We start from the raw sequence: 14,566 nt of genomic DNA on the forward strand, positions 1-14,566 counted from the left end.
CGATGAATCCAAAGCTTCAAATCCCGGATCCACGGCACGTCCTCGCCTTGTCCGCCCTCTTTCTCTCCAGCATCGGTCTCGCCGAAGAACCATCGCTGACTGAAACGACCGTGTTCGCCAACGAGGCCGACGGCTACCCGGTGTTCCGCATCCCGGCCATCGTCCGATCGAATGCGAACACCCTGCTCGCCTTCTGCGAGGGCCGCGCGGGCTATGGCGACGGTGGCAACATCGATCTCGTTCTCAAACGCTCCACCGACAACGGTGTCACTTGGGGACCGGTCATTCTGGTCCACGAAGAGGGAGGCACCGCCGGCATCACCATCGGCAATCCGGCACCGGTGGTCGACCGCTCCACAGGCCACATCCATCTGCTGTTCTGCCGGGAGAACGACACCGTGTTCCACACCGTCTCCACCGACGACGGGCTCACCTGGTCGAGTCGCACCGAAATCACGGACAACGTCAAACAGGAGAGTTGGGGTTGGTATGCGACGGGTCCTGTGCATGGCGTGCAGCTCGCCCGCGGTGAGCAGGCAGGCCGCCTCGTGATTCCCGCAAACCACCGCATCGGCCCGGATGGCTCGGACTCCGGGGCTTTCGGTTCACAGATCCTCTACTCCGACGACCACGGTGCGACTTGGCACATGGACGCGGTGTTCGAGGCCGGCAACGGCGCAGCACCGAACGAAACCACGCTGGTCGAACTGGCTCCATCCGCCACGGGCGGCTCCCGCGTTTACATCAACTCCCGCGACTACGGCAGCGATCCCGGCAACCGTTCCGAAGCATGGTCCGAGGACGGCGGCACCAGCTACTCGGGACCTTTCGATGGCAACCCGCACTTTGTCACGCCTGTCTGCCAAGGCGCGCTCCTGCGCTACAGTTCGACCGATGACGGAGACAGCGTGAGCCGCATCCTCTTCTCCAGTCCGAACGGAGGATCACGTTCGAATGGAGCGATCTGGGTCTCCACCGACGAAGCGGCCACATGGAGCCAGCCGAAGCCGATCCATGCCGGAGCCTACGCCTACTCCGACATGGTCCGCACCGCGGACGACCACCTCGGTGTGCTGTTCGAAACGGGCACCAGCTCCGCCGCCTACCAGACGATCAACTTCATCCGCGCCAACGAGGCGTGGATCGATACTCCTCCGCCGCCTGCCGAGAATCCCGGATCCGCACTGTGGAATCTCGAGGAAACGGAACCCGGACAGACCTGCCCGACCACGGATGAGGCGATCCTCGACGTCCACCCTGAAGAGAACGGTCTCCACCTCACCGCCACCACAGCCTTTGCCTCCACAGCCGGCGCTGCGGACTTCGGAAACGGCCGCGCGCTCTCGTTCCAAAACGACGGCGGATTGCGCCTCACCGATGGCGAAAGCGACAACCGCTTCGACTACGGAGCGAACGACTCGTTCACCATCGAGGCGGTATGCCGCATTCCGTCCGGTCACACCGCGACCGACGCCATCGTCGCCAAGGACCTCGGGCCGACCTCACCCTCGTGGTGGCTGCGCCTCGAGAACGGAAAGCTCCGCTTCCTCGTCAGCGACAACGCCACCGAAGCGTTCCTTACTTCGACTGCCAACGTGAACGACGGTGAGTGGCATCACATCGCCGCCGTCCGTGACGTCTCCGATCCCGCATCGCGCGAACTCCGACTCTACATCAACGGTGCGCCCGCCGGCGAGACTACCGATTCGACGACTGGCAGCCTCGCCAACACCCAGACCCTGTGGATCGGCCGCTTCAACGCCTCCGGCCGAGAGCTCACGGGCGACATCGACTTCGTCCGGATCACCCCGGCTGCCCTCGCCCCGGAGGATTTCTGCGGCAAGAAGACCCAGTTCGACGCCGACGACGACAGCATCCCGGACAGCTTCGAGCGCGAGGAGTCGGGATCGCTCGCACCGATGGGACCGGGCGACCTCGACCTCGACACCACATCCGACCTGCTCGAGTTCGCTCTGGCAACCGACCCGACCGTTCCGGATGCTCCCGCACTGACAGTCGCCCACCTGGGCACCTCGGTGGAGGTCAGCACGCGCCAACGGCTGCTGCCCGACTGGCTCGGATTGCAACTCACCATCTCCGATGACCTTCGTACTTGGTCGGATGCCGGGTCATCCGTGAGCCTTGCCGCTCTTGATGACGGCATCTGGGAGCGCACCGACCGCATCGACTTCCCCGCAGGCACGCCCGCACGGGGATTCTTCCGTTACGAACTGCGCGAGCTTCCCTGATCCGCGGCTCCGCGAGACCTGGTCTTTTTAAGAACCAAACGCCGGCACTTCCGGGTGGGCGAAACCGCATCGCATCTTCGACGCGGAAAACACCACCACCATGAGAAACATGCCCACCATCAAAACCCTCCGTCACCTGCTACCGATCACGTTTGTGGCGGGAAATGCGATGGCCACCGCCATCGTCGATGTCGACTTCGCCCACCTCGCCCCGCTCGTCGGTGATCCCGACGGCCTCGATGACGGTGATCGCATCGAGGAAGTTTCCGGCAACGGCTACCACGGCTTCTGGGGAGCCACGAACAGCAACGTGCCGGTCGTGACCGCGGGCTCCGGCACCGGCATCGACACGTCGGGCGACCGGGTCGGCAAGGTGTTCCTGCGCGACGGACTCGGGGGAATCCCCGAGGAGTGGGACGGGCCGACCACCTCGGTATCACCCTACTTCTCCTTCGACGGAACCCAGAGCTACACCTTCGAGGCCGTGGTGAACTGGAACTTCACCGCCCAGGCCGTCAACGGCCTGATGGGACAGGTCGGCGGCAACGAAATATGGATCCGCGAGTCCGGCGGCTTCCTCAACTACGCCTTCGTCAGCGGCGGCGCCAACGCCAACCTCTTCACCAGCACCATCGACATCTCCGCCGCCAAGGCGGATGGCGAGTGGCATGTCGTTTCGGTCGTCTACGACGCCACCGCGGGAGAGATTCGTTCATATCTCGACGGGGTCCTCAAGCACACCAACACCGACGCGGACATCGGAACGCTCGGCACCATGGTCAGTGCGACCGGTGACTTCTACCTCGGCGCCTACAATGGAACCTCCTCAAGCTACTTCGACGGCCTGCAGGACCGCTACCGCATCAGCACGGGCGCCCTCGACCCGGTCAATTTCCTGACGGCACCGGCCGTCGCCGGAGGCAACGCCATCACGTGGACCGGTGGAACCGACGGAAATTGGGATGCGACCACTGCGGGAAACTGGAAACTCGACGCCGACGACTCACCGATTCTCTTCACCGATGGCGATGATGTGACCTTCGACGAAGACGGTGCCACCGGCCTGATCTCGATCACTGGCACGGTCCAACCGGACGGGATCACCGTTTCCGCAAGCAGCGTGGATTACACCCTTTCCGGTGGCACGCTGGGCGGAACCGGGACGCTTCTGAAGTCCGGAACCTCAACCCTCACTTTCGCCGGACCTGTGTCCCGCACGGGAAGCACCCAGATCGACGGCGGCATCTTGGTAATCGGTGACGGTGCCACAGTCGGAGACGCGCCAGCGGGCGTCACCACCATCGCCACGGGCGCATCGCTTGTCGTCTCCCGCTCCGACACCGTCGACTACTCGGGCAGCGCCCAACTCAAGCAGATCGATGGCGACGGGTCGGTTACCATCGACGGCGGCGGGACGGTGATCGTCAACCCAGGCACGGGCATCGGCTTCGACGAGGCTTCCTCGTGGAGCGCTCTGAGCGGAGGCGTCACTGTGATCGGAGGCTCCGAACTCCAAACCCTGCGCAACGGACGCACGGCGATGGGCTCCGGCCCGGTCACCCTCGGCGACGGGAGCTCCAGCGGTGCCCTTTCGCAATACAACGGCAGCTGGACATGGACCAACGACATCGTGCTCGTCGGCACCGACAACGCGATCCGCAACCGCTCGTCCGCCGCCTTCGCACGTCAGCTCAAGCTGCAGGGTGTCATCTCCGGCTCAGGCGGCCTCACCTTCGAAGACCCGAACAGCTCCATGACCGACAACCAGCTCGGCTACATCCTCACCGGCGAGAACACGGCCGACGGCACCATCACGATCGACAGTGGCGTTCCGGTCCGTGTCGGCGGGGTCCCCGGCGATACCAATGTGACGCAGAACGGCCCGGATGCCGCGGGATCGCTCGGCACCGCAGCCATCGTCAACAACGGCTCACTCACCTTCTCGCGCACCGACAGCCACACCGTGGCCAACACGATCACCGGTGACGGCGAGCTCTTCGTCGGACTCGACAGCGACACTCCCGATCAGGTCGTCGACCTCACCGGATCCGCGACCAACACCGGCGACACCACGGTTCGTGCCGGCACGCTGCTCATCAACGGCCTGCACGGCAGCCAATCTCCCGGCCCCCTGAGCCTCCTTGAGGTTCTTCCCGGGGCCACTGTCGGAGGCGGCGGGCAGACCGCCTCCGACATCAATCTCGAAGGCACACTGGCACCGGGCAACAGCACCGGCACCTTCACCACCACCAACTGGATCTATCTCTTCGGGAACTCGACCTATGCTTGGGAACTCACCCAATGGTCGGGCGGCATCCCCGGCACCGACTCCGACCTGCTTGTCGCGGACGAGATCCAGATCGACCTCACCGCCACACCGCTGGCACCGGTCACGATCGCGATCCTTCCGGACTCGATCGGCGACTTCACCGAATCGGCCATGACCTTCGTCATCGCCCAGTCCGGAAATGGCATCACCGGCTTCGACTCCGATCTCTTCGAGATCGATGACAGCGCCTTCGCCACCGCCACAGGCGCGACCGGGACGTGGACGATCCAGCAGAACGGCAACGACCTTGAGCTCGTCTACGCTCCCGGTGCCGGACTGACCGGATTCGCTCTGTGGATCGACGGATTCTATCCAGGCGAAAGCGACCCGCTGATCATCGGCACTGACGCCGACCCGGACAAGGACGGCATCGGCAACGCCCTCGAGATGCTGCTTGGCGGCAATCCCACGGCTCCGAACGACGTGGCCCTTCCCGATGTCTCCACCACCGCAGGCGACCTCGTTCTGGAGTTCACCCGCGACGACCAGGCAATCGGAGTCCTCGACGTGATCGTCGAAACCAGCACCGACCTGTCGACGTGGCCGGTCGAGGACCAGATTACGGTCGGCGAAACCTCCGGCCCCGGAGTCACCGTTGTCGACAACGGCAGCACCGATCTCGTCACCGTCACGATCCCGAAGGCCGGGGCTTCCGCGAAATTCGCACGTCTCCGTTTGGTGGTTCCCTGACCAGGAATCGGTGAGCGGGTGGGCCGAACTGGACGGCTCACCCGACCACTTTCCGAGCAACGCTCTGGGCAGCCCCCCCATCTAGCATTCAGAGTCTTTCGAAGTGATCCGAATCCTCACCGCCATCCTCTTGCTCGTGCATCTTCCAACCGCGCGGGCCAGCCTCGACTGGACCGACCTGCCGGCCCTGCCCGACCCCACGGGCTTCGCCGGAGCCTTCGCCGGCGTGTCCGCTGATGCCCTGATCGTTGGAGGCGGAGCGAACTTCCCGGACGCGGCGCCTTGGGATGGCGGCAGCAAGGTTTGGCATGACCGGGTCTTCGTTCTGACAAAAACCGACGGCGCCTGGACCGAAGCCGGACGCCTCCCCCGCCCGCTGGCCTATGGTGTGTCGGTGACCACCGGCGCCGGCTTGGTTTGTATCGGTGGGTCGGATGCCGACCGTCACTACGCGGATGTGTTCCGACTGACATGGGGCGGCTCGAAGATCGTAACCGAGACGCTTCCTCCCCTGCCCGTGCCCTTGGCGAATATGGCGGGCGCTCTTGTCAATGGTGCGGTCCACATCATCGGCGGAACGGATTCGCCTGACGCCACGACAGCCTCGAACCGCCACTTTGCTTTCGCGGGAGACCAGTGGACCGAACTCGCACCTCTTCCGACCGATGGCCGGATTCTCCCCGTTGCCGCCACGAGGGACGGATCGTTCTTTGTCTTCTCAGGCGCCTCGCTGGCTCCTGACAGTGACGGCAAGCCGGTCCGCACCTACCTGCGTGACGCTTGGAAATACGATGCATCTGGTAATTGGGTCCAGCTTGCCGACATACCCCGCGCCGCGGTCGCCGCGCCCTCGCCCGCTCCCGCCATCGGTGCATCCCATCTCGTCGTGATCGGCGGCGACGACGGCTCCCTGGCCGATTTCCAACCGAAGTCCGAACATCCGGGATTTCTCCACGAGATCCTCGCCTACGACACCATCACCGACACCTGGACTCCGACGGTCGAGTTGCCTTCCGCCGTGCGCCCGCCGGTCACGGCTCCGGTCACGGAGTGGAACGGCAACTTCGTGATTGCCAGCGGTGAAGTGAGACCTGCGGTCCGTTCGCCCCAGGTCATCGCCCTCAAGCCACAAGCCAACAAGTCCGCCTTCGGGGCCATCAACTGGTCGATCGTCGGCATCTACCTCGCCGGCATGATCGGCATCGGCGTGTTCTTCATGAAACGGGAGGCGGCAGGTTCGACCGAAGCCTACTTCCGGGGCGGCCAACGCATTCCCTCGTGGGTCGCCGGCCTCTCGATCTTCGCCACGATGCTCAGCGCGCTGACCTTCATGGGGATTCCCGCAAGAGCCTACCGCACCGACATCTCGTGGTATCTCGGCCAACTGCCGATCCTGCTCATCGTTCCGCTGGTCGCGGCCTGCTACCTCCCGTTCTTCCGCAAGCTCGACCTCACTTCGGCCTACGAATACCTCGAGCGACGATTCTCACTCGCGTGCCGGGTGTTCGCCTCGCTGTCCTTCACCGCTTTCCACCTCGGACGGATCGCGATCGTCCTCTACCTCCCGGCCCTCGCGCTCGCGGCGGTCTCCGATATCAATGTCACCACCGCCATCATCGTCATCGGCGTGCTGTGCCTGATCTACACCGTGATCGGCGGGATCGAGGCGGTCGTCTGGACCGATGCCATCCAGGCCCTCGTGCTGATGGCGGGCGCCCTGCTCTGCTTCGGGCTCGCGGCTTTCCGTGTCGACGGTGGCCCGGCCGGCTTGTTCGAGATCGCGAGTCAGGATCACAAGCTGTTCGAGAATCTCCGCTGGGATTCGTTCGACATCGCCGACGGCACCACGTCGGTCGTGATCCTCTTCATCGCATTCTTCTTCAACTCCTTCGTCCCCTACACCTCCAGCCAGGATGTCGTGCAACGCTACGTCACCACCCCCGACCTTCCTGCCGCACGCAAGTCGCTGAAGGTCACGATGTGGATGTCGGTGTTCGGATCGCTTGTCTTCTTCCTGTTGGGCACCGCGATCTACGCCTTCTACAAAACCCACCCGGCAAGACTCGATCCGACCCTCACCGCAGGCGACTCGATCCTTCCCTTCTACATCGTCCGCGAGCTTCCGGTGGGCATCTCCGGATTGGTAATCGCGGCCATTTTCGCCGCCGCGCAATCCACGGTCTCCTCCTCGCTCAACAGCGTGGCAACTGCCTTCGTGAAGGACTTCGACTCCCGCCTGTTCCGCCCGGGACGTTCGGACCACAGCTACCTCCGCTCCGCCCAAGCCGCGGTGATCATCGCAGGAGTGATCGGTATCGGCATCGCGGTGACCATGGCCCAAGCCAACATCGAGTCCGCCTTCAAGACCTTCAACTCGATGGTCGGCCTGACCGCCGGCTCGCTTGGCGGACTGTTCGCCCTCGGGGTCTTCACCCGGCGCAGCCACGGCACCGGCGCGATCATCGGCGCGGTCACCGGACTCGTGACGGTGCTCATTCTCCATCTCACCGGCGCTCCTGTGACCGGTCTGCTCTACGCCTTCATCGGCTTCTCCAGCTGCTTCCTCGTCGGCTGGATCGCCAGCCTCGTGCTTCCCGGCCACGGCGACTCCACGCTTTCCCTTCGAAATCCATCATGAAGTTCCAACTTAACGGCCTCGTCGCCGCCACCCACACCCCTTTCCATCCCGACGGATCGCTCGCTTCGGAAGTCGTGCCGGTCCAGGCCGCGCATCTTGCCGAACAGGGCATCCGCAGCGTGTTCATCACCGGTTCGACCGGTGAAGCCCACTCGCTGACCCGCGACGAGCGCCTTGCGATGTTCACCGCGTGGGCCAAGGCCGGTCCCGAGCACGACATCAAGGTCGTCGCGCATGTCGGATCGAACTGCATCGAGGACGCGAAGGCTTTCGCTGCCGCCGCTGCGGATCTCGGACTCGACGCCATCTCCGCTCTCGCTCCCAGCTACTACAAACCGGCCAGCATCGAGGATCTCGTGGAATGCTGCGGTGCGATCGCCTCGGCCGCCCCATCCCTTCCCTTCTACTACTACGACATCCCGGTGCTTACCGGTGTCCGGTTCCCGATGTCGGACTTCCTCAAATCGGCAACGGGGCAGATCCCCAATCTGGTCGGAATCAAGTTCACCAACGACGACCTCGACGAATTTCAGGTCGCCCGTTCGGTCGGTGACTTCGATCTACCCTGGGGCATCGACGAGAAGCTCCTCGACGCGCTCCAGACGGGTGCGACCGGTGCGGTCGGCTCGTCCTACAACTTCGCGGCCCCGCTTTATCGCGATCTGATCGATGCCTACGAGGCCGGCGACATCGACACCGCACGGAAGCTTCAGCAGCAGGCGATCGACCTGATCGATACCCTCGCCGCGATCGGCTACCTTGGCGCCGCCAAGGCGGTGATGGGCTGGCAGGGCGTGCCGGTCGGTCCGGCACGGCTGCCGATTTCGAATCCGACCCCGGCACAGCTCGACGCCCTACGCGAAAAGCTCCATCCTCCGGTTCTGCAATCGTGACCGAGGATCTTGGCGAGTTCTACCTCAGGCAGCTCCGCGACGACTGCCTGCCGTTCTGGTTTCCCCGATCGGTCGATGTGGAACACGGCGGTTTCCTGCACTGCTTTGATCGTGACGGCTCGCTCGTCGATACCGACAAGTCCGTCTGGGCCCAAGGACGGATGAGCTGGATGCTGCTCGTCCTTTACCTCGAACTGGAACAACGGCCGGAGTGGCTGGAGTGGGCCGAATCCGGGCTCCGATTCCTCGAAGAAAAGTGCATCGATCCTTCGGACGGCCGCATGTGGTTCCACGTGGCCCGCGACGGCACCCCGATCCGCAAGCGTCGCTACGCCTACTCCGAGAGCTTCGCGTCGATCGCCTTCGCCGCCCATGCCGCCGCGACCGGCTCCGACCGGTCCGCCTCGAAGGCGCGGGAACTCTTCGAACGATTCACCGACTGGAATTTCACGCCGGGAAAGATCCCGCCGAAGTTCACCGACGCACGGCCCATGGTCGGGCTCGCTCCTCGGATGATCACGCTGGTGACTGCCCAGGAACTCGAACTCCGCCTCGGCAAGTCGGACGCGACGACTGCGTGGATCGACCGCTGCATCGAGGAGATCGAGCGCTACTTCGTGAAACCCGACCGGAAAGTCGTGATGGAAGTGGTGGAGCCAGACGGCTCGATCTCGGACCACTTCGACGGCCGGACGCTCAACCCCGGCCACGCCATCGAGGGCGCCTGGTTCATTCTCGAGGAAGCGCGGCGACGGAACGATTCACGGCTGACGAAGCTGGGCTGCGACATGCTCGACTGGATGTGGGAGCGGGGCTGGGATCAGGAGCATGGCGGCATCTACTACTTCCGCGACGTCCACCACCACCCGGTGCAGGAGTACTGGCACCACATGAAATTCTGGTGGCCGCACGACGAGACCCTGATCGCGACCCTGATGGCCCACCGTCTCACCGGAGAAGACCGCTACCTCGTCATGCACGAAAAGTGCCGGACGTGGTCCTTCTCCCGCTTCGCCGATCCGGAGCACGGCGAATGGTTCGGATATCTCCAGCAGGACGGATCACCTTCAAGCACGCTCAAAGGCAACCTGTGGAAATCCTTCTTCCACCACCCGCGCGCACTCTGGATCTGTCACTGCCTCTCGGCAGCCGCGGAAGAAGAACGCAACGGAAAGTAGTTCATCGACCGGCTCGGGCCTCGACGACCCGACCGTCAGCGCACCGCCGCATTGACGGCGGCTTCGTGAGCCTTCGCTTCGGCCAAGGATACCATGCCGTCGCCATTGGTGTCCGCCTCGTCGAATGAGACACCCATGGTCTCCACGATCGCCGGAGTGTTCTGGGCGTCCGCGAGCGACATCTTGCCACCCGAAGCCTTCGTCATCTCACGGAACTTCGCCTGATCCCCTCCTCCGGCAGTGAATTCCGCCTCGTCGACGATTCCGTCCCCGTTGGCATCATAGCGCGCGAATGCGTCGGCGATGAAAAGATCGGTCGCGGCCTTGCGCGATACCAGACCGTCGCCGTCCGTATCAGCGGCGTTGAATCGGGTCTCCAGCGAAGCCGGCTCAGTAGCGCAACCGGCAAAAAACAACGGAATGAGGCAAGGGAGGATCTTTTTCACGGAACGATGACTATATCTCCGGTGCCATGCTGTCGACCCAGTTCTGTCGCCGGGATCACGATCGGGCGGACTCGCCTCGAACACCTGCCCGATCCGTCCCCCGGCACGAAACAGAACCGCCCGAACGCCGTATTCATTCCGATTACCGGCCGGACACTCATGACCCATCCCTACATCCTCACCGTCACTTCCGCCCTCGCCAGCGTCTGCATGGCAGTCAGCCCGTCTCGAGCTGAACCAGCACCGACCTTGGAACCCGTCATGCCCCTGCCTTTCCAGGACAACGCGGTCCTGCAGCAGAACATGGAACTGCCCGTCTGGGGTCAGTCACTGCCCGGCGCCGAGGTCATGGTCAGTTTTGACGGCCAGTCGAAGACCGTCACGGCGGATGCCGAGGGAAAATGGCGTGCGTTGCTGGATCCCATGACTGCGGTTCCACTCAAGTCGGTCAACGATGCGCCCGCGGGCAAAATCCTCACCGTCGTCTGCGAGAAGGATGGCAAGCAAGCCCGCAAGGAGATCCGCAACCTTCTCGTCGGAGATGTGTGGCTGTGCGCCGGCCAATCCAACATGGCCGGTCGCATGAAGACCGGCACCTCCCGCCACCATCCCGAGGACTCGATCCAGAAGGCAGACTATCCCGCGCTCCGACTGCTGGGTGGAGAAGGCTGGCTGGTTTGCTCGCCGGAGACCGCCCCCGCCTTCAACAAGGTGGCCTTCTTCTTCGCCCGCCGCCTTCAACAGGACGCCCTTGTTCCGGTCGGCCTGATGGTCACGGCGGTAGGCGGCTCGAAAATCGAAAGCTGGCTGAACCAACCACCCCACCCGGTGGGCAAACATTACCAAGAGCTCCTGGAACCTTTGGTCGGCTACGGGATCCGCGGCGCCATTTGGTACCAAGGGGAAAGCAACGAGAAGGGCGGCCGGGACTACCACCCGAAGCTCAAGTCGCTGATCGAAGGCTGGCGGAAGTCATGGGGACAAGGTTCCTTCCCGGTCCACTTCGTCCAGCTTCCCGGCATTCGGGAGTCGGGCTCCGACAACCCCGCTGGCGGAGACGGCAGGGCCGAAATCCGGCAGGCCTACGTCGACACCTTGGCCGTGGAGGATACCGGCATGGCGGTCACCATCGACGTCGGCACCAAAGGTGAGCACCCACCCAACAAATACGACACCGGCGTTCGGTTGGCCCGCTCGGTCCTCAACAAGGTGTATGGCCTCGAGAGCATCAGCGCCTGCCCGCTCTACAAAAGCCACGAAGTCGAGGGCAACACGATCCGTGTTTCGTTCTCCAAGAACGCCGACAACGGCCTGATGATCGCGAAGAAAGCGGAAGCCCTGCCGGACGGATTCCTCCCGCCCGTTCCGACCCCCGACGCCAAGCTGCAGTGGTTGTCGATTCGCGACGCCAGCGGCCAATGGCATTGGGCCGACGGCAAGATCGAAGGCTCCGAGCTGGTCGTCTCGGCGGACGGCGTGGAAAAGCCCGACGCGGTGCGCTACGCCTACACCACCCAGCCTCTCGGCCACCTCCTCTACAACATCGACGGCATGCCCGTAGGCCCCTTCACGACCTGTGGCTACGATGATGCGGTCGAGCCGCCCCGTTGATTGGCAAGCCCGAGCTTCCCGCGCTGTACAGCTTCCTCCTCGTCCGATCGGGCGGCGGGAGTCCGTGTGTTTTGCAGTGAATCGAACGAAGTGCTCGGGGCGTCAACCGAACAGGCCGGGAGTCCACATGAGCCCCCCGAAATAGTTCGTCCGATTTGGTTCTTCGACGGCTGTAAACACGGAGTCGGCCTTCCTGCCGAAGAATCTCCATGAGAATCGCCTCCATTCCTCTCCTCACGATCGCACCATTCGGCTACTGCCACGAGTCCCACGACCATGCACTACCGGTTCCCACACCCGGACCTCACGCCAGCCCGGAAAAGCGCGATGTTCATGAGATCAAGGCCCGCGCGCTGCGGTTGCCGGCCGGGCTTCCCCAAAGCTTCACCACGGCGATCGACATCGGGAACGAATCCCTCCTGCTGAATCTGGCGAAAAGCCAGGTTCTCGGACCCAACTCAAGATGCCTCGTGGATGATGGTTCGGGGAATTTGAAGGAAATCGAGCTGCAGGAAGACGGCAGCTATCTCGGCCACGTGATCGGGCACCCTGAATTTGCCGTCAGCGCCGTCCTCACGGAAATGGGAATGCTGGCAACGGTCGTCCGCCCCGGGAGAGAACCCATTCTCGTCGAACCTGCGCCGGGTGGTGGAGGCGTCCACCTGATCTGCGAGGGCAGTAGCGGTGATCACGAAGCGACATCGCAGCCTGCTGCGATTCTGCCCCCTGAAATTGAGGCTTCGACTGGGCCCATCACCACCGTCCTCGCTCCGGTGGCTGGTGCTGCGGCACCCAAATCGACCGCAACGCTGCCACCAACCCGGGTGATGGATGTGCTCGAATTCGAGATCGGAGCCGAGATCAGCTCGAAGGCATTTCTCGCCGACTCCGCTTACAAGGGCAAGATGGAGATGGCCCAGGCGTCTGCGCAATCTCTGGTCGGAAATCTGGATGCGCGGTTTCTCCACTCCGCGGGCATCAAACACCGGCTTGGCACGGTGATCATCCGTACGGACTCAAAAACCGATCCGCTACGGGACCGTATCCACAAGGGAGACGTCGGCGGGCTGAATGCTTTCCGCGACTATTGGAACAAGAACCCGGACAAAGTCGGCAAGACCCATGACCTCGCCGTTTACCACGTCTACTACCCGCCCTCCGGAATCGCCTACGTCAATACCGTCGGCGGCGGCAACCGCTACGCACTTTCATGTGGACGGGGCGCAACGAGTTGGGCCAATGGCACGATCGTCCACGAGTTCGGACATTCGTGGAACCTCCAGCACAACAACAAGTCGGGCTTCTTCTACGAAGCGAGGCCGAGGAGCAATGACGGCGCCGGGAAGCCCGGAGGAAACGACTACCACGTGAGCATCATGCATGGCGGCGGCAACCACAACATCGGGCGACTCGCCACCGAGGAAGCCGATTGCGTGTTCCGCGCGAGACAGGCCAGACGACGCTTCGGCGATCCCGTCAAGGACCCGGGTCCGATCCGCCCCTTCGGCTATCGCGATCTGGCGACCACCGAGACGGGGAAGCCGGTGACACTCGACGTCATCGCCAACGACTACGACTGCAACAACGACGTGCTCGATGTGCAACTGCTCGACACGGTCAGCTTCAAAGGCGGCTCCATCGCGCTTTCCACCGGCACAGGGCCGGGCCGCAGGAATGAAGTCGTCTACACTCCCCCGGAGGCATTCACCGGGCGAGACTTCTTCCACTACAGCGTGGTTGATGCCACCGGCAGGAAGGACTGGGGTGCGGTCTACGTCACCGTCGAGGGCCCTTCCGTCGTCGATCTTTCTCGAAACTCTTACCATTACGACCTCGGACCCTCGGGATCCCCGGTGCAGAACGATTGGATCGCGATCACTCCGAAGACCCGCGGCGACATCGAATGGATCTTCGGAAACGGCAGCCCTCCGGATGCCCGTGAACGGGGACGCAAGAACGGCGTCAACGACATCAACCGTGACTTCGTTTTCGGCCCGGACACCACGATTCTCCGGCACAAGCTCACCAACGGACGCTGGAAGATCACTCTCAACATGGGTGATCTCGACGACCCCCACGACGCCATGCAGGTCCGGGCGGAAGGAACGCTTCTGGGTGATCGCGTCTCAGCAGGAGCAGGGAAGTTTCCCTATGTCACCGGCACCGTCGAAGTGAGGGACGGCACGCTTGATCTCGAGTTCTCCGATCAAGGCGGAAAGGACCCGAACTGGGTCGTGACGCGACTTTCGATCGAGAAGGAATAGAAGACTCCGGCGAGCTAGGACTCTGGAGCAGACCAGTCCGTCAAGGCGCCACGGTCGCGGCAACGCGGGATCTGAAAATCGACCGCAAAGGATCCGTCTCTTGAAATGGTGCGCGGACTTCAGTCCGCCCCGGAACCCCGGCCGAGCGAAATGCGGACTGAAGTCCGCGCACCATTCCCCCGCTCTACGCCCGCGAGCGCGCAGCGTTCCACCGTCCACACGCCTGCCTGTCCTCCTTTGCTCGCAGCAAAGGCGGCCTCTCTCCATC

At 63.5% G+C, this 14,566-nt stretch carries 8 protein-coding genes; 7 read left to right on the forward strand and 1 reads right to left on the reverse strand.

Annotation, left to right across the window (positions count from 1 at the left end; translation table 11 throughout):
- Window positions 1-2: 2 nt before the first annotated feature.
- From HAHE_RS00395 to HAHE_RS00415, 5 genes are all read left to right on the forward strand, one after another.
- Window positions 3-2,249 (forward strand): sialidase family protein, encoded by a 2,247-nt coding sequence (locus HAHE_RS00395; RefSeq protein ID WP_338687551.1) that lies wholly within the window; start codon window positions 3-5, stop codon window positions 2,247-2,249.
- Between the two features lie 109 nt (window positions 2,250-2,358).
- Window positions 2,359-5,268 carry a hypothetical protein gene (locus HAHE_RS00400; protein WP_338687552.1) on the forward strand — a complete coding sequence of 970 codons (2,910 nt, stop codon included), beginning with the start codon at window positions 2,359-2,361 and terminating at the stop codon, window positions 5,266-5,268.
- Window positions 5,269-5,371: 103 nt separating this feature from the next.
- The gene (locus tag HAHE_RS00405) at window positions 5,372-7,906 is read left to right on the forward strand and encodes a sodium:solute symporter family transporter (RefSeq protein ID WP_338687553.1); all 2,535 of its coding nucleotides are present in this window, start codon (window positions 5,372-5,374) and stop codon (window positions 7,904-7,906) included.
- Window positions 7,903-8,799 (forward strand): dihydrodipicolinate synthase family protein, encoded by an 897-nt coding sequence (locus HAHE_RS00410; protein ID WP_338687554.1) that lies wholly within the window; start codon window positions 7,903-7,905, stop codon window positions 8,797-8,799. Before HAHE_RS00405 ends, HAHE_RS00410 begins: the two co-directional genes overlap by 4 nt.
- On the forward strand, window positions 8,796-9,977 hold the full coding sequence (locus tag HAHE_RS00415) for an AGE family epimerase/isomerase (RefSeq protein WP_338687555.1): 1,182 nt from the start codon (window positions 8,796-8,798) through the stop codon (window positions 9,975-9,977). The genes HAHE_RS00410 and HAHE_RS00415 overlap by 4 nt, the downstream gene beginning before the upstream one ends.
- A 35-nt stretch (window positions 9,978-10,012) precedes the next feature.
- Here the strand turns inward: HAHE_RS00415 and HAHE_RS00420 are convergent, their stop codons facing one another.
- Complete coding sequence (locus HAHE_RS00420) at window positions 10,013-10,423, reverse strand: hypothetical protein (protein ID WP_338687556.1); 411 nt, start codon at window positions 10,421-10,423, stop codon at window positions 10,013-10,015.
- A gap of 159 nt (window positions 10,424-10,582) precedes the next feature.
- On the opposite strand from HAHE_RS00420, the gene HAHE_RS00425 reads away from it, so the two are divergent.
- Both HAHE_RS00425 and HAHE_RS00430 read left to right on the forward strand, forming a co-directional pair.
- Window positions 10,583-12,034 (forward strand): sialate O-acetylesterase, encoded by a 1,452-nt coding sequence (locus HAHE_RS00425; RefSeq protein WP_338687557.1) that lies wholly within the window; start codon window positions 10,583-10,585, stop codon window positions 12,032-12,034.
- A 209-nt stretch (window positions 12,035-12,243) separates the two neighbouring features.
- A complete protein-coding gene (locus HAHE_RS00430; RefSeq protein ID WP_338687559.1) occupies window positions 12,244-14,298 on the forward strand; it encodes an Ig-like domain-containing protein in 2,055 nt (684 codons plus the stop codon).
- Window positions 14,299-14,566: the final 268 nt, after the last annotated feature.

This window comes from Haloferula helveola (assembly GCF_037076345.1).
GTDB lineage: Bacteria > Verrucomicrobiota > Verrucomicrobiia > Verrucomicrobiales > Akkermansiaceae > Haloferula > Haloferula helveola.

Excerpts from the sequence above, each read along its gene's own strand:
- HAHE_RS00425 (WP_338687557.1), top strand. The coding sequence starts at position 10,583 with ATGACCCATCCCTACATCCTCACCGTCACTTCCGCCCTCGCCAGCGTC.
- HAHE_RS00430 (WP_338687559.1), top strand. The coding sequence starts at position 12,244 with ATGAGAATCGCCTCCATTCCTCTCCTCACGATCGCACCATTCGGCTAC.
- HAHE_RS00395 (WP_338687551.1), top strand. The coding sequence starts at position 3 with ATGAATCCAAAGCTTCAAATCCCGGATCCACGGCACGTCCTCGCCTTG.
- HAHE_RS00410 (WP_338687554.1), top strand. The coding sequence starts at position 7,903 with ATGAAGTTCCAACTTAACGGCCTCGTCGCCGCCACCCACACCCCTTTC.
- HAHE_RS00400 (WP_338687552.1), top strand. The coding sequence starts at position 2,359 with ATGCCCACCATCAAAACCCTCCGTCACCTGCTACCGATCACGTTTGTG.